At 69.3% G+C, this 25586-nt stretch carries 22 protein-coding genes; 15 read left to right on the forward strand and 7 right to left on the reverse strand.

Features of this window, described 5'->3' with window-relative positions; translation table 11 throughout:
- Positions 1–101: 101 nt before the first annotated feature.
- The 6 genes from DS837_RS19095 to DS837_RS19120 all read right to left on the reverse strand — a co-directional run bounded on the left by DS837_RS19095 (position 102) and on the right by DS837_RS19120 (position 8043).
- The gene (locus DS837_RS19095) at positions 102–1850 is read right to left on the reverse strand and encodes an IlvD/Edd family dehydratase (protein WP_282187578.1); all 1749 of its coding nucleotides are present in this window, start codon (positions 1848–1850) and stop codon (positions 102–104) included.
- A gap of 111 nt (positions 1851–1961) precedes the next feature.
- Positions 1962–2930: a Gfo/Idh/MocA family protein gene (locus DS837_RS19100; RefSeq protein ID WP_149166220.1), complete on the reverse strand. Its 969-nt coding sequence runs from the start codon at positions 2928–2930 to the stop codon at positions 1962–1964.
- Positions 2931–2938: 8 nt separating this feature from the next.
- Positions 2939–4150, reverse strand: a complete 1212-nt coding sequence (gene mmsB, locus DS837_RS19105) for a multiple monosaccharide ABC transporter permease (protein WP_149166221.1) — start codon at positions 4148–4150, stop codon at positions 2939–2941.
- On the reverse strand, positions 4147–5745 hold the full coding sequence (gene mmsA / locus DS837_RS19110; protein WP_149166222.1) for a multiple monosaccharide ABC transporter ATP-binding protein: 1599 nt from the start codon (positions 5743–5745) through the stop codon (positions 4147–4149). Before mmsA ends, mmsB begins: the two co-directional genes overlap by 4 nt.
- 77 nt (positions 5746–5822) lie before the next feature.
- Positions 5823–6899, reverse strand: a complete 1077-nt coding sequence (chvE, locus tag DS837_RS19115; protein ID WP_149166223.1) for a multiple monosaccharide ABC transporter substrate-binding protein — start codon at positions 6897–6899, stop codon at positions 5823–5825.
- Between the two features lie 115 nt (positions 6900–7014).
- Complete coding sequence (locus tag DS837_RS19120) at positions 7015–8043, reverse strand: LysR family transcriptional regulator (protein ID WP_149166224.1); 1029 nt, start codon at positions 8041–8043, stop codon at positions 7015–7017.
- Between the two features lie 152 nt (positions 8044–8195).
- On the opposite strand from DS837_RS19120, the gene DS837_RS19125 reads away from it, so the two are divergent.
- The 15 genes from DS837_RS19125 to pth all read left to right on the forward strand — a co-directional run bounded on the left by DS837_RS19125 (position 8196) and on the right by pth (position 23660).
- Positions 8196–9080: an SMP-30/gluconolactonase/LRE family protein gene (locus DS837_RS19125; RefSeq protein WP_149166225.1), complete on the forward strand. Its 885-nt coding sequence runs from the start codon at positions 8196–8198 to the stop codon at positions 9078–9080.
- A 40-nt stretch (positions 9081–9120) separates the two neighbouring features.
- Positions 9121–10047, forward strand: coding sequence for a dihydrodipicolinate synthase family protein (locus tag DS837_RS19130; protein ID WP_149166226.1), 927 nt, complete (start codon positions 9121–9123; stop codon positions 10045–10047).
- Between the two features lie 37 nt (positions 10048–10084).
- Positions 10085–11665 (forward strand): aldehyde dehydrogenase (NADP(+)), encoded by a 1581-nt coding sequence (locus DS837_RS19135; protein ID WP_247890026.1) that lies wholly within the window; start codon positions 10085–10087, stop codon positions 11663–11665.
- Between the two features lie 198 nt (positions 11666–11863).
- Positions 11864–12829 (forward strand): galactofuranose ABC transporter, galactofuranose-binding protein YtfQ, encoded by a 966-nt coding sequence (gene ytfQ, locus DS837_RS19140; RefSeq protein ID WP_040138170.1) that lies wholly within the window; start codon positions 11864–11866, stop codon positions 12827–12829.
- Between the two features lie 39 nt (positions 12830–12868).
- Positions 12869–14419: a galactofuranose ABC transporter, ATP-binding protein YtfR gene (gene ytfR, locus DS837_RS19145; protein WP_149166227.1), complete on the forward strand. Its 1551-nt coding sequence runs from the start codon at positions 12869–12871 to the stop codon at positions 14417–14419.
- A complete protein-coding gene (locus DS837_RS19150; protein WP_149166228.1) occupies positions 14416–15468 on the forward strand; it encodes an ABC transporter permease in 1053 nt (350 codons plus the stop codon). The genes ytfR and DS837_RS19150 overlap by 4 nt, the downstream gene beginning before the upstream one ends.
- A 4-nt stretch (positions 15469–15472) precedes the next feature.
- Positions 15473–16450 carry a galactofuranose ABC transporter, permease protein YjfF gene (gene yjfF, locus DS837_RS19155; protein WP_149166229.1) on the forward strand — a complete coding sequence of 326 codons (978 nt, stop codon included), beginning with the start codon at positions 15473–15475 and terminating at the stop codon, positions 16448–16450.
- Positions 16451–16650: 200 nt separating this feature from the next.
- A complete protein-coding gene (gene rfaD, locus DS837_RS19160) occupies positions 16651–17637 on the forward strand; it encodes an ADP-glyceromanno-heptose 6-epimerase (protein ID WP_149166230.1) in 987 nt (328 codons plus the stop codon).
- Between the two features lie 58 nt (positions 17638–17695).
- Positions 17696–18502 (forward strand): prolipoprotein diacylglyceryl transferase, encoded by an 807-nt coding sequence (gene lgt / locus DS837_RS19165; protein ID WP_119508358.1) that lies wholly within the window; start codon positions 17696–17698, stop codon positions 18500–18502.
- A 17-nt stretch (positions 18503–18519) separates the two neighbouring features.
- Complete coding sequence (locus tag DS837_RS19170) at positions 18520–19650, forward strand: class I SAM-dependent methyltransferase (RefSeq protein WP_149166231.1); 1131 nt, start codon at positions 18520–18522, stop codon at positions 19648–19650.
- Between the two features lie 31 nt (positions 19651–19681).
- Positions 19682–20449, forward strand: a complete 768-nt coding sequence (pgeF, locus tag DS837_RS19175) for a peptidoglycan editing factor PgeF (protein WP_149166232.1) — start codon at positions 19682–19684, stop codon at positions 20447–20449.
- A 120-nt stretch (positions 20450–20569) separates the two neighbouring features.
- The gene (locus DS837_RS19180) at positions 20570–21034 is read left to right on the forward strand and encodes a bacteriohemerythrin (RefSeq protein WP_149166233.1); all 465 of its coding nucleotides are present in this window, start codon (positions 20570–20572) and stop codon (positions 21032–21034) included.
- Positions 21035–21246: 212 nt separating this feature from the next.
- Positions 21247–22182 carry a ribose-phosphate pyrophosphokinase gene (locus tag DS837_RS19185; protein WP_014199935.1) on the forward strand — a complete coding sequence of 312 codons (936 nt, stop codon included), beginning with the start codon at positions 21247–21249 and terminating at the stop codon, positions 22180–22182.
- Positions 22183–22381: 199 nt separating this feature from the next.
- Positions 22382–22993 carry a 50S ribosomal protein L25/general stress protein Ctc gene (locus tag DS837_RS19190; RefSeq protein ID WP_149166234.1) on the forward strand — a complete coding sequence of 204 codons (612 nt, stop codon included), beginning with the start codon at positions 22382–22384 and terminating at the stop codon, positions 22991–22993.
- Positions 22994–23084: 91 nt separating this feature from the next.
- Complete coding sequence (gene pth / locus DS837_RS19195) at positions 23085–23660, forward strand: aminoacyl-tRNA hydrolase (protein WP_035682595.1); 576 nt, start codon at positions 23085–23087, stop codon at positions 23658–23660.
- A 108-nt stretch (positions 23661–23768) separates the two neighbouring features.
- On the opposite strand, the gene DS837_RS19200 is transcribed toward pth, so the two are convergent.
- Positions 23769–25469 (reverse strand): long-chain-fatty-acid--CoA ligase, encoded by a 1701-nt coding sequence (locus DS837_RS19200; protein ID WP_247890040.1) that lies wholly within the window; start codon positions 25467–25469, stop codon positions 23769–23771.
- Between the last annotated feature and the right edge of the window lie 117 nt (positions 25470–25586).

Here is a 25586-nt window from a genome sequence, read left to right on the forward strand (position 1 = left end):
CCGCCAGAACGACTCGCCCGAGCCCGTCCCCGTCGATCCCATCCTCGCCTCCCGCAGCTGATCGGTACGCGCGGAAGACTACGGACCGGCTGAAACCTGGGCTACGTGGGGAGGCGATGCCGGATACGGATCTCCTGCCAGGGGGTCTGCGACGGCGGGATGGGGTAGCCGCCCGCGGCCTCCAGCGCGGCGCGGCGGTCGGCCAGCTCTCCCTCCGAAATCAGGATGTCGGCGCTGCCGCGGCGCAGGTCGATGCGCACCCGGTCGCCGCTGCGCAGCAGGGCCAGCCCGCCGCCCGCCGCCGCCTCCGGGGACGCGTTGAGGATGGAGGGCGATCCCGAGGTGCCGGACTGGCGGCCGTCGCCAATGCAGGGAAGGGAATGCACACCCTGTTTGATCAGCGTGGCGGGGGGGCGCATGTTGACCACCTCCGCCGCCCCCGGATAGCCGATGGGGCCGGTGCCGCGGATGACCAAGATGGTGTAGGCGTCGAAGCCCAGGCTGGGGTCGTCGATGCGGTGATGGTAGTCCTCCGGCCCGTCGAAGACGACGACCTTGCCCTCGAACGCCTCCGGGTCCTGGGGGTTGGACAGGTAGCGTTCGCGGAACTCGTCGGAGATGACGCTGGTCTTCATGATCGCGGCGCCGAACAGGTTGCCGCGCAGCACCACGAAGCCGGCGCTGGGCATCAGCGGCTCGTCGATGGAGTGGATCACCCGCGTGTCGAGGATCGGCTGCGCGCGGCAGTTCTCGCCGATGGTCCGGCCGTTGACGGTGGGCGCCCCCTCGCGGATCAGCCCCTTGCCCATCAGCTGGGCGACGACCGCGGGCACGCCGCCGGCGCGGTGGAAGTCCTCGCCCAGATACTCGCCGGCCGGCTGGAGGTTGACCAGCAGCGGCACGTCGTGCCCGTGGGTCTGCCAGTCCTCCACCGTCAGCGGCACGCCGATGTGCTTGGCGATGGCGTTGATGTGGATCGGCGCGTTGGTCGAGCCGCCGATGGCGGAGTTGACGACGATGGCGTTGAGGAAGGCGTCGCGGGTCAGGATGTCGGAGGGCTTGAGGTCCTCGCGGACCATCGCGACGATGCGCTTGCCGGTCTCGTAGGCGGCCTGCTGGCGCTCGCGGTAGGGGGCGGGGATGGCGGCGGAGCCGGGGAGCTGCATGCCCAGCACCTCGGCCAGCGAGTTCATCGTGGAGGCCGTGCCCATCGTGTTGCAGTAGCCGGTCGAGGGGGCCGAGGAGGCCACCAGCTCGATGAAGCCCTGATAGTCGATCTCGCCGGCCGCCATCATCTGGCGCGCCTTCCATACGATGGTGCCCGAGCCGGTGCGCTCGCCGCGGAACCAGCCGTTCAGCATGGGGCCGACCGACAGGGCGATGGCCGGGATGTTCACGGTGGCCGCTGCCATCAGGCAGGCGGGGGTGGTCTTGTCGCAGCCGATGGTCAGCACCACCCCGTCAAGCGGGTAGCCGTGCAGCACCTCGACCAAGCCGAGATAGGCGAGGTTGCGGTCGAGCGAGGCGGTCGGCCGCTTTCCGGTCTCCTGGATCGGGTGGACGGGGAACTCGATGGCGATGCCGCCGGCGGTGCGGATGCCCTCGCGCAGCCGTTCGGCCAGCACCAGATGGTGCCGGTTGCAGGGGCTGAGGTCGGAGCCGGTCTGGGCGATGCCGATGATCGGCGCGCCCGACTGCAGCTCCTCCCGCGTCAGCCCGAAATTCAGGTAGCGCTCCAGATAGAGCGCGGTCATGTCGGGGTTGTCGGGGTTGTCGAACCACGCGCGCGACCGCAGCCGCCGGCCGGAGCCGAATTCCGGGTGCTGGGTGGAGGGTTTCGTATCGGACATGTCGGCACCAATTCGGGTTGGGGGCGCGGACCGGGGTACGGCCGGCGCCGGGGTCGTTCGGAGCCTCGTTCGGGCGTCGTTGGGAGTCGGCCGGGCGGTGCGCCCGGCGCGTTACCAGTGGAAGGCGTCGGTGGTGCGCCAGCGCCCGATCAGACAGGCGTCGGCGACCAGTTGCAGCGGACGGGCGTCGACGTCGCCGGTCGCGTCCGCGATCAGTTGGTGGAAGCGGCGGTAGATGCGCTGGTACTCGCTGTCGGGCTCGGCCATCACGGGCACGCCGTCCTCGCTCAGCCGCGTCCCGCCGTGGGTCAGGTCGAACCGTCCGCTCTCCGTCTCGATGGCAATGGTCCAGGTCTGCTCGCCCTCCTGGAGGAAGTCGAAGGCGGCGGTCACCGTCCCGACGGCGGAGCCCGCAACCCCCTCCATGCGCAGCGTCGCGGCGATGGGCGTGTCGCGGTTGGCGGGGACCCGCAATTCGGCGTCGCGGACGACGACGGGGCCGGGCAGGATCGCGGTCAGGATCGACAGGGCATTGATGCCGGGATCGAAGACGCCGAAGCCCCCCGCCGCGAAAATCCAGTCCTGGCCCGGATGCCAGCGCCGCACGTCCTCCTTCCAAGTGATAGCGGCGTGGCGGACGGTGGCGCCGGCCAGCCGCCGCCGCGTCTCCTCCACCGCCGCGTTGAAGCGGGAGTGCCAGGCGGCGAACAGCGTGCGCTTGGCGCCCTCCGCCGCGTCGAGCAGGAGGCGAAGCTCGGTCAGGGTGGCGGCCGGCGGCTTCTCGATCAGGACATGCTTGCCGGCGCGCAGCGCTTCCACCGTCAGGGCGTGGCGGACGGCGGGCGGCGTGCAGATCGCCACGGCGTCGAGGCCGGGCAGGGCGGCCAGCATCTCCGCCTGGCTGCGGAAGACCGGCACGTCGCGGAGCCCGGTTTCCTCCGGGGTGGCGCCGTGCGGGCTGACCACCGCGGCGAGCCGGAACAGGCCGGTGGCGGCGATGGCCGGGACATGCTGGTCGCGGGCGATCTTGCCGAAGCCGACGATGCCGACGGTGAGCGGGGCGGGAGTGGAACGGGTCATGACGGCTCTCACGCCTTGTTCTTGTTGTAGACGTCGATGGTGACGGCGGCGAGCAGCACCATGCCCTTGATGACCTGCTGCCAGTCGATGCCGATGCCCAGGATCGACATGCCGTTGTTCATCACGCCCATGATGAAGGCGCCGATCACCGCACCGGTCACCCGGCCCACGCCGCCCGACGCCGAGGCGCCGCCAATGAAGCAGGCGGCGATCACGTCCAGCTCGAACGAGACGCCGGCCTTCGGCGTTGCGGTGTTCAGCCTTGCGGCGAAGATCAGCCCGGCCAGCGCCGCCAGCACCCCCATGTTGACGAAGGTGTAGAAGCTGAGCCGCCGGGTGTCGATGCCGGACAGCTTGGCCGCCTTCTCGTTGCCGCCCAGCGCGTAGACGCGCCGCCCCACCGTGGTGTTGCGGGTGACGAAGCTGTAGAGCGCGATCAGCACGCTCATGATGATCAGCACGTTGGGCAGGCCGCGGTAGGAGGCCAGCAATTGCCCGACATAGATCAGCACGGCGACCAGCGCGACGTTCTTCGCCACGAACAGCGGCAGCGGCTCCTGCTCGATGGCGACGCTCTGCCGGCGCAGGCGCACCCTGGTGTTCATCGCCACCATCGCGGCGGCCACGGCCGCGCAGAGCAGCAGGCTGGTCAGGTGGAACTTGCCCAAGTTGAAGGCGTCCAGCGCCAGGAAATCCGGAATGAAGCCGGAGCTGAGGCGCTGGAACTCCACCGGGAAGGGGCCGACCGACTGGCCGGCCAGCAGGATCAGGCACAGGCCGCGGAAGACCAGCATGCCGGCCAGCGTCACGATGAAGGAGGGGATGCGCAGATAGGCGACCCAGAAGCCCTGCACCGCCCCGATCGCCGCCCCGGCCAGCAGGCACAGCAGCGTCGTGGTGACGAAGTCCAGGTGGAGCCGCACCATCAGCGTCGCCGCCAGCGCGCCGATGAGGGCGACGACCGACCCCACCGACAGGTCGATGTGCCCGGCGACGATCACCAGCAGCATGCCCAGCGCCATGATGACGATGTAGCTGTTCTGCAGAACGAGGTTGGTCAGGTTCAGCGGCTGCAGCAGCGTGCCGTCGGTCATGTACTGGAAGAACAGGACGATGGCGACCAGCGACAGCAGCATGCCGTACTCGCGCATGTGCGCCTTCACGAACCGTCCCATGGACACCCGCGGCCCGCGCGCCGGAAGGTTGAGTTCGGCGCTCATGGCAGAGCCTCCCCGGACATCAGCGTCTCGCCGGAGCGCATGATCGCCCCCATGATCTTCTCCTGGCTGGCCTCGGCCGCCGGCATCTCGGCGACCATCGCGCCTGCGTTCATCACATAGATGCGGTCGGCGACGCCCAGCAGCTCCGGCATTTCGGAGGAGATCAGGACGACGCCCCGGCCCTCGGCGACCAATTGGTTGATGATGGTGTAGATCTCGTACTTGGCGCCGACGTCGATGCCGCGGGTCGGCTCGTCGAGGATCAGCACCTGCGGGTCGGCGAACAGCCACTTGCTGAGCACGACCTTCTGCTGGTTGCCGCCCGACAGGTTCACCGTCTCCTGGAACACGTCGGGGCAGCGGATGCGCAGCCGGCGCCGGAACTCCTCCGCCACCTGGACCTCGCGCTCATGGTCGATGACCCAGCGTTTCGCCACCCCCTTGAGGTTCGCCAACGTGACGTTGTGGCGGATGTCGTTGTCGAGCACGAGGCCGAGATGCTTGCGGTCCTCCGTCGCGTAGGCGAGGTCGTTCGCCATGGCCCGGCTGATGGTGGAGACGTCGATCTCCCGCCCGTTCAAGAAGGCCCGCCCGCGGATGTTGCGGCCGTAGGAGCGGCCGAACAGGCTCATCGCGAATTCGGTGCGGCCGGCGCCCATCAGCCCGGCGATGCCCACCACCTCGCCGCGGCGGACGGTCAGGTTCACGTCCCGGACGACGCGCCGGCCGGGATGGGCCGGGTGGTCGGCGCTCCAGCCCTTGACCTCGAACAGCACCTCGCCGGGCACGGTGGTCCGCCTGGGGTAGCGGTCGGACAGGGAGCGCCCGACCATGCCGCGGATGATGCGGTCCTGGCTGACCACCGCCTCGCGGCAGTCCAGCGTCTCCACCGTCGTGCCGTCGCGCAGGATGGTCACCCGGTCGGCGACCTTGGCGATCTCGTTCAGCTTGTGCGAGATGAGGATGGAGGCGATCCCGCGCGCCTTGAACTGAAGCAGCAGGTCCAGCAGGGCGTCGCTGTCGCTCTCGTTCAGGCTGGCGGTTGGCTCGTCCAGGATCAGCAGCTTGACCTCCTTGGACAGGGCCTTGGCGATTTCCACGAGCTGCTGCTTGCCGACGCCGAGGTCGGTGATCAGGGTTTCCGGCGGATCATGCAGCCCGACGAGGCGCAGCAGCTCCCGCGCCCGCAGGGTGGAGGCGTCCCAGTCGATGACGTTGCCCCCGAGCAGCCCCCGCTTGGGCTGCTCGTTGCCGAGGAAGAGGTTCTCGGTGATCGACAGCAGGGGGACGAGCGCCAGCTCCTGGTGGATGATGATGATGCCCAGCCGCTCGCTGTCGGCGATGCCGCGGAAGGCCTGGGGCTGGCCGCGGAAGCGGATCTCGCCGTCGAAGCTGCCTTGCGGGTAGACCCCGCTCAGCACCTTCATCAGCGTCGACTTGCCGGCGCCGTTCTCGCCGATCAGCGCGTGGATCTCGCCCTCGCGGACCGACAGGTTGACGTCGTCCAGCGCCTTCACGCCGGGAAACGTCTTGGTGATGCCCGTCATCTCCAGGATCGGCATCGCCAGACTGGACCGCTCCAGGATGGAGTCCATGAGAATCCTCCGATCGCGCGATCGAACTCAGGCCGGTCGCGGGGGGCGCCGGTCGGCGCCCGCCCTGCGCCCCTTCGTCACTTGAACTGGGCTTCGGTGTAGTAGCCGCTGCCGACCAGCGTGCTCTTCCAGTTCGACGCGTCCACGCTGACCGGCTTCAGCAGATAGGCCGGGACGACTTTCTTGCCGTTGTCGTAGGTCTTGGTGTCGTTGACCGGCGGCGTGCCGCCGCCCAGCACGGCGTCGACCATCTCGACCGTGACCCGGGCCAGTTCGCGGGTGTCCTTGAAGACGGTGGCGCGCTGCTCGCCCGCGAGGATCGACTTGATCGAGGGCACCTCGGCGTCCTGCCCGGTCACCACCGGCATCGGCTGCGACGGCGAGCCGTAGCCGACCCCTTTCAGCGAGGAGATGATGCCGATGCTGATCCCGTCGTAGGGCGACAGCACGGCGTCGACGCGGCGGTTGCCGTAGAAGGCGCTCAGCAGGTTGTCCATGCGGGCCTGGGCGGTGGCGCCGTCCCAGCGCAGGGTGGACACCTTGTCCATCCCCACCTGACCGCTGCCCACCTTCAGCTTGCCGCTGTCGATGTGGGGCTGCAGCACCGACATGGCGCCGTTGTAGAAGAAATAGGCGTTGTTGTCGTCGGGGGAGCCGCCGAACAGTTCGATGGTGAAAGGACCCTTGCCGTCCTTCAGGCCCAGCGCGTCGACGATGTAGCTGCCCTGGAGCACGCCGACCTGGAAATTGTCGAAGGTCGCGTAATAGTCCACGTTCTCCGACCCGCGGATCAGCCGGTCGTAGGCGATGACCTTCACGCCGCGGTCCTTGGCCTGCTGCAGCACGTCGGTCAGCGTCGTGCCGTCGATGGCGGCGATCACCAGAACCTTGCTGTTCTTGGCGACCATCGTCTCGATCTGGGCGAGCTGGTTGGGGATGTCGTCCTCGGCGTATTGCAGGTCGGTCTTGTAGCCCTTGGCCTGGAACTGCTTGACCATGTTGTTGCCGTCGTCGATCCAGCGGGCCGAGGACTTGGTGGGCATCGCGATGCCGACGGTGGGCTTGTCCTGCGCCAGCGCCGGCGCGGCGGCAGCGGTCAGGGCCAGCACGCCGACGGCCATCCCGGCCAGTGTGGTCGTGAACGAAGAAGACATGGGCCGATTTCCTCCCCCTTCTGCGGCACCGGGTTGGCCACACCCGCGGCACTTGAACGGGTGTCGGGTGGCGCAATGTTTGTAAGGCTAGCAATCGGCCGAAAAACCATAACTGTCAAATACGATTATCGGCGGAATCCATATGCATTTGTGTATCGCTTGAAGGACCCGGCTGCGGTGTTTCCTGGGCGCGGCGCATCTTGGCGTCGGACGCCGCCCGCAAGGCGGCCAGGGCGGTGCGGGCACCCGGCGACAGCGGGCGGTCCTTCAGCCAGAAAATGCCGTAGGGCTCGACGCTGAAGCGCTTGTGGAAGGGCACAATGGTGCAGCAGCCGGTGGGGGAGAACACCTGGGCGAGGGCGCGGGCGAAGACGGTGACCGAATCGTTCTCGGCCACCATCGCGAGGGAGATGACCGGGGAGGCGCTTTCGATCACCTTGCGCGGCGGCGGCACCCCCTCGGCGCGGAACAGCGCCTCGACCCGGCTGCGCAGCAGGCTGCCCAGCGGCTGGAGAATCCAGGTGGCGTCCACCAGATCGGCGGCGGTCAGCGGGCGGCCGAGCCGCAGCAGCGGGTGGCCGTCGCGGCAGACGAAACACAGCTCCTCGCTGCTGATCTCCTGATAGTCGAAGCACGCGGCGTCGACGTGGTCGGGCAGGCGGCCGATCGCGAAATCCATGACGCCCTGCCGGACCCGTTCGGCCAGCACGTCGCTGGTCTCCACCGCCACGGCGATCTTCAGGTCGGGATGCTCGCGGGTCAGCGTGGTGATCACCGGGACCACCAGCTCCACCGCCGGGGCCATCACCGTGCCGATGGAGACGCTGCCGCTGTGGCCGGCCAGCAGGTCGTTCAGCTCCTCCCCCGCCTCCTGCAAGCCGCTGAGGATCGCCCGCGCGTGGCGGATCATCAGGCCGCCGTACCAGTTCGGCTCGACGCCGCGGCCATGGCGCTCGAACAGGGTGACGCCCAGCGACTCCTCCAGGTCGCCCAGCAGCTTCGAGGCCGCCGGCTGCGACATGGTCAGGCTGGCGGCGGCGCGGTGCAGGTTGCGGTGCTCATCCAGCGCCACGAACAGCTGGAGATGGCGCAGCTTCAGCCGGGCCTTGAGGAACCAGTTGGCCGGGAAACGGTGCGGGGTCACGGGCGGGAGCCTCCGGTCTGGCGATACTGCCGGCATACGAAATCTCGTATCGCAGGCGCCGATATTCGTATTGGACGATTATCAGAACGCTCCCTATTGTTGGCATGGTCAACAAAATTCGGAACGGGACCGCGAGGAGGAGGCGACAGGGCATGCCGCAGGAGGTTCGTTGCGTCTGGCCCGTCCGGGCGCTCCTGGGCGAAGGCCCGCTGTGGTCGCCGGGGCAGGGCGCCGTCTTTTTCGTCGACATCCACGGATCGCGGATTCTGCGCCACGGGCTCGACGACGGGTCCCAAGCGGATTGGGCGCTGGAGGACGCGGCCTGTTGGTTGGTGGAATGCGCCGATGGCGACGGCTTCATCGCCGGGCTGCGCTCGCGCCGGGTGGTCCGCCTGCGGTTGGATCCGGGCCGCGCGGTGATCGCCGGGGAGTTGGCTCGGATCGACCCCGACCGGCCGGGCAACCGGCTAAACGACGCCAAGGCCGACGCGCAGGGGCGCCTGTGGATCGGCAGCATGGATGACGGCGAGGAGATGGCGTCCGGCGCTTTCCATCGGCTCGACCCCGATGGCGCCCTGACCTGTGTGGACGAGGGTTACACCGTCGCCAACGGCCCGGCCCTGGCGCCGGACGGGCGGACGCTCTACCACACCGACAGCGCGGCGCGGACAATCCACGCCTTCGACCTCGACGGAGAGGGGCGATTGTCCGGAAAGCGCGCCCACATCCGCTTCGCCGAGGCCGACGGCTATCCCGACGGCATGACCTGCGACGCCGAGGGCGGCCTGTGGGTGGCCCATTGGGACGGTGGGCGGGTCAGCCGCTTCCGGCCCGACGGCACGCTGGACCGCGCGACCGCGCTGCCGGTGTCGCGGGTCACCTCCTGCGTCTTCGCCGGCCCCGCCCTCGACCGGCTGTTCGTGACGACCGCAGCGCATGGCCGCCCCGACGAACCGCTGGCCGGCGCGCTGTTCGAGTGCGATCCCGGCGGCGTTCGCGGCCTGCCGCCCGGCCGCTTCGGGCATCCGCCCGGCTGACCCGGCCTGCAATCCACCCGACAGAAGGACCCCAACGGCCATGGCCTCCAGCGCCCGCCCCTATCGGGGAGTGTTCCCCGTCGTTCCCACCATCTTCACCGAGACGGGGGACCTCGACCTCGCCGGGCAGACGCGCTGCGTCGATTTCATGATCGACGCCGGCTCCGACGGCCTGTGCATCCTTGCCAACTTCTCCGAGCAGTTCGTGCTGACCGACGCCGAGCGGGAACTGCTGATGGAGACCATCCTCGGCCACGTCGCCGGCCGGGTGCCGGTCATCGTCACCACCACCCATTTCAGCACCGCCGCCTGCGCCGCGCGCAGCCGCCGCGCCCAGGAGCTGGGGGCCGCCATGGTGATGGTCATGCCGCCCTACCACGGCGCCACCATCCGCGTGCCCGAGGCGGGCATCACCGCCTTCTTCCAGCGGGTGTCCGACGCCATCGACATCCCGATCATGATTCAGGACGCCCCGGTCAGCGGCACCGCGCTGTCGGCGGAGCTGCTGGCCCGCATGGCGCGGGAGATCGCCAACGTCGCCTATTTCAAGGTCGAGGTGCCGCAGACCGCCGCCAAGCTGCGCCGGCTGATCGAGCTGGGCGGCGACGCCGTCGAAGGACCGTGGGACGGCGAGGAGGCGATCACCCTGCTGGCCGACCTCGACGCCGGGGCGACCGGCGCCATGACCGGCGGCGGCTATCCCGACGGCATCCGCCAGATCATCGACCCCTTCCTCGCCGGCGACCGCGAGGCGGCGGTGGCGGCCTACGGGCGCTGGCTGCCGCTGATCAACCACGAGAACCGGCAATGCGGCCTCGCCACCGCCAAGATCCTGATGAAGGAGGGCGGCATCATCGCCTGCGACGCCGTGCGCCACCCGCTGGCGGACCCGCACCCGGCCAGCCGGGCCGGCCTGCTCGACGCCGCCCGCCGCCTCGACCCGCTGGTCCTGCGCTGGGCGCGCTGAGGGCGCCGCCACCACGACCCGCCAAACCGGGAGACCCATGATGACCACCATCACCGGCGAGATGCTGATCGGCGCCGAGAGCCACCGCGGCTCCGTCGGCGCCTTCCGCGCCGTCGATCCCGCCACCGGCGCGGAGCTGGAGCCGGTCTTCGGCGGCGGCGGGGCGGTGGAGGTCGAGCGCGCCTGCGCGCTGGCCTGGGCCGCCTTCGACGCCTTTCGCGAAACCGGGCTGGAGGCGCGGGCCGCCTTCCTGGAGACCATCGCCGCGAACATCCTCGACCTCGGCGACGCGCTGATCGTCCGCGCCATGGCCGAGAGCGGCCTGCCGCGCCCGCGGCTGGAGGGGGAGCGGGGCCGCACCGTCGGCCAGCTCCGCCTGTTCGCCCAGACGGTGCGCGAGGGCGGCTGGCTGGAGGCCCGAATCGACCCGGCCCAGCCGGACCGCCAGCCGCTGCCGCGCCCCGACGTCCGGCAGCGCCACATCCCGCTCGGCCCGGTCGCGGTGTTCGGCGCGTCGAATTTCCCGCTGGCCTTCTCGGTGGCCGGCGGCGACACCGCGTCGGCGCTGGCCGCCGGCTGCCCGGTGGTGGTCAAGGGCCATTCCGCCCATCCCGGCACGTCGGAACTGGTCGGCCGGGCCATCCAGGCGGCGGTGGTGTCCTGCGGGCTGCCCGAGGGCGTCTTCTCGCTGCTGTTCGGCGTCGGCAACCCCATCGGAACGGCGCTGGTCACCGACCCGCGCATCAAGGCGGTGGGCTTCACCGGCTCGCGCGGCGGCGGCCTCGCCCTGATGGAAGCGGCGGCCCGCCGGCCCGAACCCATCCCGGTCTATGCGGAAATGAGCAGCATCAACCCGGTCTTCCTGATGCCGGCGGCGCTGGCCGCACGGGCGGAGGCGCTGGGCAAGGGCTTCGTGGCCTCGCTGACCATGGGCGCCGGACAGTTCTGCACCAACCCCGGCATCCTGCTGGGCGTCGACGGGCCGGACCTCGACCGCTTCCTGGCCGCCGCGGTGGACGCGCTGGGCGGCAGCGCCGCCTTGACCATGCTGACCCCGGCCATCCACGCCGCCTATGATTCAGGGGTGGCGCGGCTGTCCGGCAGCGCCGCCGTGGCGACGCTCGCCCGCGGGCTGGCCTGTTCCGGCCCGAACCAGGCACAGGCCGCCCTGTTCGGCACGACGGCCGACGCCTTCCTCGCCGACACGGCCTTGCAGGACGAGGTGTTCGGGGCGGCGTCCCTGCTGATCCGCTGCCCAGACGCGGCAACGATGCGGACCGTCGCCGAACGGCTGGAGGGCCAGCTCACCGCGACCGTGCAGATGGAACCGGCGGACGGCGACGCGGTGGCCGCGCTTCTGCCGACCCTGGAGCGCAAGGCGGGCCGCATCCTCGCCAACGGCTGGCCGACCGGGGTGGAGGTCTGCCACGCCATGGTCCATGGCGGCCCCTTCCCGGCGACCTCGGACAGCCGGACCACCTCGGTCGGCACCTTGGCGATCCGGCGCTTCCTGCGCCCGGTCTGCTACCAGGACATTCCCGCCGCCCTGCTGCCGGAGGCGCTGCGCGACGGCAACCCGTTCGGCCTGTGGCGGCGGATCGACGGCGTGCCCGGCTAAGCCTGAGAAAAGGACAGCGGTGAGGGAAGGACCGCCATCGCTTTGCCCGCATCGGGCGATCATGCCGGTTTCGGTATCGCTTCGGTCGAGAATCGTATTGGACAGATATGGTTTTCGACGCCTAATGTTGGCGCAACGAACAGATGCGAGCGGGCGCCGCCCGGATCGATGACAAGACACCCAGGGGAGTGAAACGGTATGTCCAGGACATGGCTGATCTCCGCCGCAGCCGCCGCGGCCTTGTTGATCGGGCTCGGCGGTGCGCAGGCCGCCGACAAGAAGCTGGTCGTCGGCTTCTCGCAGATCGGCTCGGAATCGGGCTGGCGCGCCGCCGAGACCAAGACCGCCAAGACGGAGGCCGAGAAGCGCGGGATCGACCTGAAGATCTCCGACGCCCAGCAGAAGCAGGAGAACCAGATCAAGGCCGTGCGCTCCTTCGTCGCCCAGGGCGTGGACGCCATCTTCATCGCCCCCGTGGTGGCGACCGGTTGGGATTCGGTGCTGAAGGAGGCAAAGGAGGCGAAGATCCCCGTCGTCCTGCTCGACCGCCAGATCGAGACCCGGGACCCCGGCCTCTACATGACCGCCGTCACCTCCGACACGGTGCTGGAGGGCCGGGTCGCCGGCGAATGGTTGGCCAAGCAGACCGGCGGCACCTGCAACGTGGTCGAACTCCAGGGCACCGTTGGCTCCTCCCCCGCCATCAACCGCAAGAAGGGCTTCGACGAGGTCGTCGCCAAAAATCCCGGCATGAAGATCGTCCGCACCCAGTCCGGCGACTTCACCCGCGCCAAGGGCAAGGAGGTGATGGAGAGCTTCATCAAGGCGGAGAACGGCGGCAAGGGCATCTGCGCGGTCTACGCCCACAACGACGACATGGCGGTCGGCGCCATCCAGGCGATCAAGGAGGCCGGGCTGAAGCCGGGCAAGGACATCCTGGTCGTGTCCATCGACGGCGTGCCCGACATCTTCAAGGCGATGGCCGAGGGCGAGGCGAACGCGACCGTGGAACTGACGCCGAACATGGCTGGCCCGGCCTTCGACGCGCTGGTCGCCTTCAAGAAGGACGGCAAGGCGCCGCCGAAATGGATCCAGACGGAGTCTGCCCTGTTCACCCCCGACACCGCCAAGGCCGAGTACGAACGTCGCAAGGACGCCTACTGACCCGGCCCCGTCCCGACGCATCGCCGGCGAGACCCCCGCATGACGGACCCCACCCCCACCGCGTCGTCGCCGCTGCTGGCGGTGCGCGGCCTGTCCAAGGCCTTCCTGGGCGTCCAGGCGCTCGACGGCGTGGATTTTACCGTGCGCCACGGCGAGATCCACGCGTTGCTCGGCGAGAACGGCGCCGGCAAGTCGACGCTGATCAAGACGCTGACCGGCGTCTACCAGCGCGACGCCGGCACCGTGACGCTGGAAGGGCGGGCCATCGCCCCCCGCGGCGTGGAGGAGGCGCAACGCCTGCACATCGGCACCGTGTACCAGGAGGTGAACCTGCTGCCGAACCTGTCGGTGGCGGAGAACCTGTTCCTCGGCCGGCAGCCCATGCGTTTTGGTCTGGTCGACCGCGGCGCCATGCGGCGGCGGGCGCGGGCGGTGCTGATCCCCTACGGCCTGACCCTCGACGTGACGGCGCCGCTCGGCCGCTTCTCGGTGGCGACGCAGCAGATCGTCGCCATCGCCCGCGCGGTGGACATGTCGGCCAAGGTGCTGATCCTCGACGAGCCGACCGCCAGCCTCGACGCGCAGGAGGTGACGGTCCTCTTCAAGGTGATGCGGACCCTGCGCTCGCGCGGCATCGGCATCGTCTTCGTCACCCATTTCCTCGACCAGGTCTACGCGCTGTGCGACCGCATCACCGTGCTGCGCAACGGCCGCCTGGTGGGGGAGCGGCGCACCGCGGAGCTGTCGCGCCTCGACCTCGTCGCCATGATGCTGGGGCGGGAGCTGGAGGCGGCGGCCCACCGCATCGCCCCGCCGGACGACGACGCGGAGGAGGACGCCCGGCCGCCGCTGGTCCGCTTCCGCGGCTACGGCAAGGCGCGCAGCGTCGAGCCCTTCGACCTCGACATCCGCCCCGGCGAGGTGGTCGGGCTCGCCGGGCTGCTCGGCTCCGGCCGGACGGAGACGGCGCGGCTGGTCTTCGGCATGGACCGCGCCGACCGCGGCGAGGCGGCGGTGGACGGACGGACGGTGCGGCTGCGCGGGCCGCGCGACGCCATCCGGCTCGGCTTCGGCTTCTGCCCGGAGGACCGCAAGAAGGAGGGCATCGTCGGCGCGCTGTCGGTGCGCGAGAACATCATCCTGGCGCTCCAGGCGCGGCAGGGCTGGTTGCGGCCGATCCCGCGCCGCCGCCAGGAGGAGATCGCCGACCGCTTCATCCGCCTGCTCGACATCCGCACGCCGCACGCCGAGCAGCCGATCCAGCTTCTGTCCGGCGGCAACCAACAGAAGGCGCTGCTCGCCCGCTGGCTGGCGACCGAGCCGCGCCTGCTGATCCTCGACGAGCCGACGCGCGGCATCGACGTCGGCGCCCATGCCGAGATCATCCGCCTGATCGAGCGGCTGTGCGCCGACGGCATGGCGCTGCTGGTCGTCTCGTCGGAGCTTGAGGAGATCGTCGCCTACAGCCGCCGCGTTGTCGTGCTGCGCGACCGCCGCCATGTGGCGGAGCTGAGGGGAGGGGAGGTCGCCGTGGACCGCATCGTCGCCGCCATCGCGTCGGAACCCGTTCCCGTGGAGCCGCGCCCATGACGCGGTCGGCTCCCGGCCCGTCGCGCAACCTGCCGCAATACGGCGCGCTGGCCGCCGTGCTGCTGGCCAACTGGCTGCTCTTCCCCGATTTCTTTTCCATCCGCCTGCAGGACGGCCGGCTGTTCGGCAGTCTGGTCGATGTGCTGAACCGCGGCGCCCCGGTGGCGCTGCTCGCCATCGGCATGACCATGGTCATCGCCACCCGCGGCGTCGACCTGTCGGTGGGCGCGGTGATGGCGATCTCCGGCGCGGTCGCCGCCACCCTGACCCAGGCGGGCTGGGGGCTGGCGCCGGTGCTGGCGGCGTCGCTGGGGGCCGGCCTGCTCTGCGGCCTGTGGAACGGGCTTCTGGTGGCGGTCCTGCGCATCCAGCCGATCGTCGCCACCCTGATCCTGATGGTCGCCGGCCGCGGCATCGCCCAGCTGGTCACCGAAGGGCAGATCGTCACTTTCACCAGCCCAGGCCTCGCCTTCATCGGCAGCGGCTCCTTCCTGACCGTGCCGATGCCGGTGGTCATCACCGCCGTCCTGCTGGGGGTGACCGCGCTGCTGGTCCGGATGACCGCGTTGGGGCTGATGATCGAGGCGGTCGGCGTCAACCGGCTGGCCAGCGCCGGGGCGGGCGTCAACACGCCGGTCGTGCTGATCGCCGTCTATGTGTGGTGCGGCCTGTGCGCCGCGGTCGCCGGTCTGGTGGTCGCCGCCGACATCCGCGGCGCCGACGCCAACAACGCCGGCCTGTGGCTGGAGCTGGACGCCATCCTGGCGGTGGTGGTCGGCGGCACGTCCCTGCTCGGCGGCCGGTTCGGGCTGCTGCTGTCGGTGGTCGGGGCGCTGATCCTCCAGGCGATGAACACCGGCATCCTGCTGAGCGGCTTCAAGCCGGAGTTCAACCTGATCGTCAAGGCGGGCGTCCTGATGGTGGTCCTGCTTCTGCAGTCGCCGACCCTGACCTTGTTCCTGCCACGCCCGGCCGGCCACCGGCCGGTCCGGGCGCCGACCCCGTCACGGGCCAAGCCCGAGAGCCAAAGCCCGAGTGCGGGAGCGTGACGCCATGATCCACCGTTTCCTTCCCCTGCTGGTGACCAGCGCCGTCCTGGTGGTCGGCTTCCTGCTCTGCGCCGCGCAGTTTCCCAATTTCGCCTCGCTGCGGGTCGTCGGCAACCTGCTGACCGACAACGCCTTCCTCGGCATCACCGCGGTCGGCATGACCTTCGTGATCCTGTCCGGGGGCATCGACCTGTCGGTGGGGGCGGTGATCGGCTTCACCACCGTGCTGCTGGCCGTGCTGATCGAGCAGGGCGGCTGGCACCCCTTTTCCGCCTTCGCGGTGGCGCTGGCGGTGGCCGGCGGCTTCGGCGCGGCGATGGGCGCCGTCATCCACGTCTTCCAGATGCCGCCCTTCATCGTCACGCTGGCCGGCATGTTCGTCGCCCGTGGCCTCGGCTTCGTGCTGAGCACCGATTCCATCCCGATCAACCACCCGCTCTACGCGGAGCTGGGCGATCTGGCGCTGCGCTTCGACGGCGGGGGGAGGCTGACCCTGCCGGCGCTGCTGATGCTGGGGGTGGTGGCCGCCGCCGTGGTGTGCGCCCATTGGACGCGCTTCGGCGCCAACCTCTACGCGCTCGGCGGCAACCGCCAGTCGGCGGAGCTGATGGGGGTGCCGGTGGGCCGCACCACGGTGGCTGTCTACGCCCTGTCGGGGCTGCTGGCCGGGCTGGCGGGCATCGTCTTCTCGCTCTACACCGGGGCCGGCTACTCGCTGGCGGCGACGGGGGTGGAGCTGGACACCATCACCGCGGTGGTGATCGGCGGCACCCAGCTGACCGGCGGCTACGGCTATGTGGTCGGCACCTTCATCGGCGTGCTGATCCAGGGCCTGATCCAGACCTACATCACCTTCGACGGCAGCCTCAGCAGCTGGTGGACGAAGATCGCCATCGGCGTTCTGCTGTTCGTCTTCATCCTGCTGCAGAAGGGCCTGTTGGCGGTGTGGACCGGCCGCGCCGCCGCTCCGGCGGAGGCGTGATCCGGTCCTCGATGGCGGCCCGGTGTTGATTCCACCGCGCCATAAACACGGTGTTCGCTCACAGTGTGTGTCGGGCGCCTTGCGGCGACGTTCGGCCACTTTCTGAACAGCCTTGAGACCCTCCCCACCTTGCAGCCCCGCTCCCCGGACCCTATAAGGACGCTCGTCCTTTCTTTCGGTCCGGCGGCAAGGAAAAGCGCATGATCGTGGTCACCGGTGGGGCCGGTTTCATCGGCTCGAACCTCGTGGCGGCCCTGGCCGCGCGCGGGATCACCAACGTCGCGGTGATCGACCGCTTCGGCGACGGGGAGAAGTGGCAGAACCTCGCCAAGCGGGAGCTCGCCACCCTCGTCGCGCCGGAGAACGCGCTCGCCTTCCTCGACCAGCACGCGGCGGAGATCGACGTGATCTTCCACCTCGGCGCCATCTCGGCGACGACGGAACGCGACGTGGACAAGATCGTCGCCAACAACGTGGCGCTGACGCTGGACCTCTGGCGCTGGTCCTCCTGGCGGGGGGCGCGGCTGATCTACGCCTCTTCCGCCGCGACCTACGGCGACGGCTCCGCCGGCTTCGACGACGACGGGTCGCCGGAGGCGCTGGCGGCCCTGCGCCCGCTCAACGCCTACGGCTGGTCCAAGCATCTGATCGACCGCCGCGTCGCCCGCGTGGTGACGGAGGGCGACATCCTGCCGCCGCAGTGGGCGGGCCTGAAGTTCTTCAACGTCTACGGCCCGAACGAGCGGCACAAGGACGACATGATGAGCGTCGTCGCCAAGCTCCACCCCAAGCTCAAGGCCGGCGAGCCGGCGCGGCTGTTCAAGTCGCACCGCCCGGAGTTCGAGGACGGCGGGCAGCTCCGCGACTTCATCCACGTGGACGACTGCGTGGCCGTGATGCTCTGGCTGTACGACAACCCGCAGGTCAGCGGGCTGTTCAACGTCGGCACCGGCAAGGCGCGCAGTTTCAAGGACTTGGCGCTCGCCACCTTCGCCGCGCTGGGGCTGGAGCCGCGCGTCGAGTATTTCGACATGCCGGCTGAGCTTCAGGGCAAGTACCAGTATTTCACCGAGGCGCGCACCGAACGCCTGCGCGCCGCCGGCTTCGACCAGCCCTTCACCGAGCTGGAGGAGGGCGTGCGCCGCTACGTCCAGGATTTCCTGTCGCAGCCCGACCCCTACCGCTGACGGTCCCGCCTCTCCCCGTCTGGGGAAACGCCCAAACAACAAAAGGCACCCGCCGCGCATGCTCGCCATCGCCTTCCCCGCCATCGACCCCGTGGCGTTCGAACTCGGGCCGATCGTCATCCGCTGGTACGCGCTGGCCTATCTGGCGGGCTTCGTGCTCGGCTGGCGCTACTGCTTGGCGCTGGCCCGCAGCACGCCGGGCCGCCCCTCGGCGGAGGATTACGACGACTTCCTGACCTGGGCCGTGGTCGGCGTCATCCTGGGCGGGCGGATCGGCTACGTGCTGTTCTACAACCTGCCCTTCTACCTCCAGAATCCGCTCGACGCGCTGATGGTCTGGCACGGCGGGATGTCCTTCCACGGTGGGCTGATCGGTGTCCTCGGCGCGATCCTGCTGTTCTGCTGGAAGCGCGGCCTGTCGCCGCTGGCCTTCGGCGACCTGATCGCGGCGGCGGCTCCCATCGGGCTGTTCTTCGGCCGCATCGCCAACTTCATCAACGGCGAGCTGTACGGCCGCCCGGCGCCCGACGTGTCCTGGGCGGTGGTGTTTCCGCGCGACCCGCTGCAGGTGCCGCGGCACCCCAGCCAGCTCTACGAATCCTTTCTGGAAGGGGCGGTGCTGTTCGTCCTCCTGGCCATCCTGGTGCGGATGCCCGCCGTGCGCGGGCGGGCGGGGATGACCGCGGGCATCTTCTTCATCGGCTACGGCCTGTCGCGAATCATCGCGGAGTTCTTCCGCGAGCCAGACGCGCAGCTCGGCTTCCTCTACGCCGGGGCGACGATGGGACAACTTTTGTCGGTGCCGATGGTTCTGTTCGGTGTCTGGCTGGTCGCCCAGGCCCGCCGCCGCCCCGCCGCCGTCTGAGGTCGGAAGGTTCCGTCATGAGTGATGCCGCCCCGGACAGCCTCGCCCACCACCTCGCCCGCCGCATCCTGATGGACGGGCCGCTGTCGGTCGCCGCCTTCATGGCGGAGGCGCTGGGGCATCCGCGATTCGGCTACTACATGCGCCAGGACCCCTTCGGCGTGTCCGGCGACTTCACCACCGCCCCGGAAATCAGCCAGATGTTCGGCGAGCTGGCCGGGCTGTGGTGCGTCGATACCTGGGCGCGGCTGGGCGGCCCCGCCCTCTTCCATCTGGTGGAGCTCGGGCCGGGCCGCGGCACGCTGATGCAGGACGCCCTGCGCGCCGCCGCGCTGGTCCCCGCCTTCCGCGAGGCCGCCCAGGTCCATCTCGTCGAGACCAGCCCGACGCTGCGCGCCCGCCAGAAGGAAACCCTGGCTGGCCTTTCGGTCGCTTGGCACGACCGGCTGGAGGACGTGCCCGAAGGCCCGACCCTGATCCTCGCCAACGAGTTCTTCGACGCCCTGCCGATCCGTCAGGTCCAGAAGACCAACCATGGCTGGTTCGAGCGGCTGATCGACATCGACCCCGCCGCATCCGCCGAAACGCCCCGCTTCCGCTTCGTCCTGGAGGCCTTCGGCAGCGCCGGAGCCCGGCTGATCCCGCCGGCCCTGCGCGACGCGCCGGAGGGCAGCGTGGTCGAGGTCTCTCCGGCCTCGCAGGCGGTGGCCCGCCTGATCGGGGAGCGTCTGGCCGCCCACCCCGGCGCGGCCCTGGCGATCGACTACGGCTACCGCGGCGGGCCGGCGGTCGGCGACACGCTCCAGGCGTTGCGCCGCCACGCCTACGCCCCGGTGCTGGACGCGCCGGGCGAGGCCGATCTGACCGCTCATGTGGACTTCGCCGCCATCGCCGCGGCGGCGCGCGAGGGTGGGGCGGAGGGCTTCGGCCCGGTGGACCAGGGCGACTGGCTGATCCGGCTGGGCATCCAGCCGCGCGCTGCCGCGCTGAAGCGCAGCGCCACGGCGAAGCAGGCTACGGACATCGACTCCGCACTGGCCCGCTTGATCGCGCCCGACCAAATGGGCACCCTCTTCAAGGTGTTGGCCCTCGCCTCGCCCGGCTTGGGGCCTCCGGCGGGCTTCGAAAGCCCGGAACTGGCATCCTAACAAGAGACCGCGACAGCAAAGGGACGGGTTCGTGATTACGCTTGGCGCGCTGAACGACATCACCCACATCCGACACGCCTTCTTCACCCGCACCGGCGGCGTGTCGGCGGGGCTGTACGCCTCGCTGAACGTCGGCTTCGGGTCCGGAGATGCGCCCGCCGCCGTGGCGGAGAACCGTGCGCGCGCCGCGGCCCGCATGGACGTTCCGCCGGAACGGCTCGTCACCTGTTATCAGGTGCACAGCCCGACCTGCATCGCCGTCACCGAGCCCTGGACCCCCGATCAGGCGCCCCACGCCGACGCCATGGCGACCGACCGTCCGGGCATCGCGTTGGGCATCCTGACCGCCGACTGCGCCCCGGTGCTGTTCGCCGACGAAAAGGCCCGCGTCATCGGCGCCGCCCACGCCGGCTGGAAGGGCGCCAAGGGCGGCGTGCTGGAAGCGACCATCGCGCGCATGGAGGAGCTGGGCGCCAAGCGCAGCCGCATCGTCGCCGCCATCGGGCCCTGCATCGCCCAGCGCTCCTACGAGGTCGGGCCGGAATTTCCCGCCCCCTTCCTGGAAGAAGACCCGCGCAACCGCGATTATTTCGCGCCGGCCCGCCGTCCGGACCATTTCCTGTTCGATCTGGCCGGCTACATCACCCGCCGCCTGGGCGACACCGGGGTGGAGATCATCCAGCGCTGCCCCAACGACACGGTGGTCGAGGAGGACCGCTTCTTCAGCTACCGCCGGTCCTGCCTGCGTGGCGAAAAGGACTATGGGCGCGGCCTCTCGGCCATCGTCCTTCAGGGCTGAGCACGTAAGAAAGATCCTGCGCCCTAAAATTGTTCTTACCTCTGACTGATTGCGATACGACCCATTTCGGGTAAGATTGATTCTCAAGGGTAAGGGCATTCCGGAGGGGGAGACGCCGGCATGACGATGGACACGCACCGGGAAGACACGCTTCGAGGCGACGGGCGGGGCGATTGGCGCAGCGCGCGGATGGTGCTCGACAACGGCGGGCTGGACGCCGACCACCGGATGCAGCACGAGCTGATCCGCCGCTTCGTCGCCCTGCCGGGCGAGGAATCCGAGCGCAAGCCGGCGCTGGCTCTGCTGAGCGAGCTGCGCCGCGTCTCGGTCCGCCATTTCCTGCGGGAGGAGCGGGTCCAGGCTTCGATGCGCTACCCGCATCTGGAGGAGCACCGGGCGCAGCACCGCCGGCTGGCCACCCTGCTGGACGACATCATCGGGCAGGTGGACGCCGAGGAGTCCGCCTTCGAGTACGCCTATGTGAAGGGCAAAGCGGACGAGCTTCTGCAATTCTGGTTCTTCGACCATTTCGTGAAGGCCGACCTGCCCATGAAATCGCACCTTGCGAAGTTCGCGGTGCGGTGATGCGCGGGCGGCCCTCGCCCACCGCCTGCCGCCACGCTTGCGCCATGCGGGAATCGCAGGGCCGGCTGGCTGCGGCGTCTTGAACCGCCCGTCATGGAACGTTTACATAGGTGCGCCCCTTTGTTATGGTCCGCCGCGTTTTCAAGGGGCGGCGTCGGCAAGGGACTGACGGGCGCACCGGAACCTATTCCCTGCAGAGAGAGCCGACTGCGATGAAGGTGCTTGCCGGCAACAGCAACCGTCCGCTGGCCGAGGCCATCTCCACCTGTCTCGGCGTGCCGCTGACCAAAGCGAGCATCCGCCGTTTTTCGGACATGGAGGTGTTCGTCGAAATCCTGGAGAACGTGCGCGGCGAAGACGTGTTCGTGGTCCAGTCGACGTCGTTCCCGGCCAACGACAACCTGATGGAGCTGCTGGTCACCATCGACGCCCTGCGTCGCGGGTCGGCCCGGCGCATCACGGCGGTCCTCCCCTACTATGGCTATGCGCGCCAGGATCGCAAGACCGGCCCGCGCACGCCGATCTCGGCCAAGCTGGTCGCCAACCTGATCACCCAGGCCGGCGCCAACCGCGTGCTGACCATGGACCTGCACGCGGGCCAGATCCAGGGCTTCTTCGACATCCCGACCGACAACCTGATGGCCGCCCCGGTGTTCGAGAAGGACATCCGCGCGACCTTCGAGGACATCGGCGAGGTGACGATGGTGTCGCCCGACGTCGGCGGCGTGGTGCGCGCCCGCTCGCTGGCCAAGCGGCTGGACGCCGATCTCGCCATCATCGACAAGCGGCGTGAGCGCGCCGGCGTGTCGGAGGTGATGAACATCATCGGCGACGTCAAGAACCGCCGCTGCATCCTGCTCGACGACATCGTGGATTCGGGCGGCACGCTGTGCAACGCCGCGGTCGCCCTGATGGACGCCGGCGCGAAGTCGGTCCACGCCTATTGCACCCACGGCGTCCTGTCGGGCGGTGCGGTGGCCCGCGTGGCCGTGTCGCCGCTGGAGCAGCTGGTCACCACCGACAGCATCCAGGCGACCGAGGCCGTGCGCGTGTCCCGCAACATCCGCCAGCTCACCATCGCCCCGCTGCTTGCCGACGCGATCACCCGGATCAGCGAGGAGCGTTCGGTGTCGAGCCTGTTCTCCTAACGGCGCCGGCCTACCACGCGAAAAGCCCTTCCCCTCCGCGGGGGAAGGGCTTTTTTCATGGGCGCCATCTTTTCATAAGGGCCATCCGGGAGTTTCCGGACTCTTTCCTTGACGCCGCGCCCCGCATGGCTTAATCACCGCGCCCACGCGTCAGCACCCCTGGAGGCTGGCGCTTTTTTCCGTTCAAGGAGTTCTTCCGATGACGCAGATCGTTCCGCTCAGCGCCGAAGCGCGCGACCGGGCCGGCAAGGGGACCGCCCGCCAGACCCGTCGTGATGGCCGTATCCCGGCCGTGATCTACGGTGGCAAGCAGGCCCCCATCATGATTTCGCTGGAGAAGTTCACGTTCACCCGTGTTCTGAACCAGGCGGGCTTCTTCACGCACCTGTTCGACGTCACCGTCGATGGCGCCACCCACCGGGTCCTGCCGCGCGACGTGCAGTTCCATCCGGTCACCGACGTCCCGCTGCACGTCGACTTCCTGCGCGTCTCCGCCGAAACCCGCACCACCGTGCAGGTTCCGGTCGAGTTCGTCGACCAGGAGAAGTCGCCGGGCCTGAAGCGCGGCGGCGTGCTCAACATCGTCCGCCACGAGCTGGACGTGACCGTCTCCGCCGGCAACATCCCGGAGCAGATCACGATCTCCTGCGAGGGCTACGACGTCGGCGATTCGATCCACATTTCTTCGGTGAAGCTGCCGGAGGGTGTCGCCTCGACCATCACCGACCGCGACTTCACGATCGCCACGATCGTCGCCCCGTCGGGCCTGAAGTCCGAAGAGGCAGAGGGCACCGAGGCTGCTGCTTCCTGATTGGAAGCCACCTTTGGGTGTTTGCGACAGGGGGCTTCGGCCCCCTGTTTCGTTTCCGGCTCACGCCGTTCCGAGATGAGGAGACTGCGCCATGCTGCTGCTGGTGGGACTGGGCAACCCTGGCGCCGAATACGCGCGCAACCGGCACAACATCGGCTTCATGGCGGTGGAGGAGATCGCCCGCCGCCACGGCTTCGGCCCCTGGCGCAAGCGCTTCCAGGGCCAGACCGCCGAGGGCACGATCGGGGGCGAGAAGGTGATCGCCCTGGAACCGCTGACCTTCATGAACCTGTCCGGCCAGTCGGTCACCGCCGCCGTTCAGTTCTTCAAGATGAAGCCCGAGGACGTCGTCGTCATCCATGACGAGCTGGACCTGCCGCCCGGCAAGATCCGCGTCAAGAAAGGCGGCGGCCATGGCGGGCACAACGGCCTGCGCTCCATCGACGCGCATCTCGGCAAGGAGTACTGGCGCATCCGCCTGGGCATCGGTCATCCCGGCGACAAGGACCGGGTCAGCGGCTATGTGCTGCACGACTTTGCCAAGGCCGAGCAGAGCTGGCTCGACCCGCTGATCGACGCCGTCGCCGACGCCTTCCCGCTGGTCGTGAAGGGACAGGCGGAGAACTTCATGAACAAGGTCACCCTGGCGACCGCGCCCGCGAAATAAAGTGCCTTGCCAGCTTTTGGTGGTGTTGTGTCAGCCGGACTGTGGAAGGTGGGACGCCGGTGAGGGCGGTGCGCGGCAGGCTGTGCCAGGACGCGGAACAGGGACCGCTCACATCGCGCGCCGCCGCGCCTCCTCCTCGTCGAGCAAGGCCTTGCGGGACAGCTTGCCGATCATTGTCTTGGGCAGTTCGCCGCGGAATTCGACCGCCTTGGGCATCTCGATGGGAGAGAGCTTGTCCTTGAGGAAGTCGATCAGCTCCTCCCGCGTCAGGGTCTTGCCGTCGTCAACGCGGATGTAGGCCTTCACCGTCTGGCCGCGATACTCGTCGGGCAGTCCGGCGACCACGCATTCGGCGACGGCGGGGTGCAGATAGATCGCCTCCTCGACGTTGCGCGGGTAGACGTTGAAGCCGCTGCACAGGATCATGTCCTTGATGCGGTCGACGATGTGGGTGTAGCCGTCCTCATCCATAAAACCGACGTCGCCGGTGTGCAGGCGCCCCTCCACCAGGGTCAGCGCCGTTTCCGACGGCTTGTTCCAGTAACCCTTCATGACCTGCGGGCCGCGGATGCACACCTCGCCCTTCTCGCCGACGGGCAGGACGCGGCGCGGCTCCTCCAGGCTGACGATCTCGATCAGCGTGCCGGGCAGGGGCAGGCCGATGGAGCCGGCCTTGTTCAACCCGGTTATCGGATTCGCCGTGGCGACGGGGGAGGACTCGGACAGGCCGTAGCCCTCCACCAGGACGCAGCCGGTGTTCCGCTCGAACGCCTCCTTGACCTCCACCGGCAGGGGGGCGCCGCCCGACAGGCAGTAGCGGATCGAGGAGAGGTCGTATTTCTCCAGATGCTTGTGGTGGTTGATCGCCGTGTAGATGGTCGGCACCGCCGGGAACAGCGTCGGCTTCTTGGCGTGGATGGTCTCCATCACCTGGTCCAGCTCGAAGCGGGGCAGCATGACGATCTCCGCCCCGATGCGGATGCTGAAGTTCATCACCACGGTCATAGCGAAGACGTGGAAGAAGGGCAGGACGCCCAGCATCCGCTCCTCCCCCTGCCGCGCGCCGACGAACCACAGGCTGCACTGCTCGGTGTTGGCGTAGAGGTTGGCATGGGTCAGCATGGCGCCCTTGGGCACGCCGGTGGTGCCGCCGGTGTATTGCAGCACCGCCACGTCCTCCGCCGGGTCGATGGCGACCGGCTTCGGGGCGCCGTCGTTGGCGACCAGCCGGCGGAAGGACAGGTGACGGTCGTCGGCGGGGATGCGCGCGACCTCCGCCCGCTTCACGATGGGGAACAGCCAGTTCTTGGGGAAGGGCAGGATGTCGGCCATCGGACAGACGACCAGCCGCTTCAACCCCGATTCGGCGAGCATGCGCGCCATCTTGCCGTAGAGCACCGTGAGGTCCAGCGTGACCATCAGCTCGACGCCGCTGTCGGTGATCTGGTGGTGCAGCTCCCGCTCGGCGTAGAGGGGGTTGAAGTTCACCACCGTCCCGCCGGCCTTCAGGATCGCGAAATAGCAGATTACGTAATAGGGCGTGTTGGGCAGGAACAGCCCGACGCGCACGCCCTTGCCGACGCCGATCGCCTGGAAGCCGCGGGCGGCGCGGTCCACCATCCGCGCCACCTCCGCATAGGTCGAGCGCTTGCCCATGAAGTCTAGGAAGGGACGCTCCGCGAAACGGGCCGCCGTGTCCTCAAGCAGCGCGGTCAGCGGTTTCACCGGAATCGGCGCGTTCCAGTCCACGTCGGGCGGGTAGCCCAGGGTCCAGCTCTGGTCCGGCAGTCTGCGGGCCGCATCCCCCATCATCCTCTTCCCTCCCTTGTTCGGCTCTTGTTCGGCCCCGGTGCCTGTTCAGGCTTGTGGAGGGGCCCTTTGGCGCATTGTAGCCCTTTTTGTAACCCGTCATCCGGAGAAATGGTC

The organism is Azospirillum brasilense, assembly GCF_008365405.1.
GTDB classification, from domain to species: domain Bacteria; phylum Pseudomonadota; class Alphaproteobacteria; order Azospirillales; family Azospirillaceae; genus Azospirillum; species Azospirillum brasilense_D.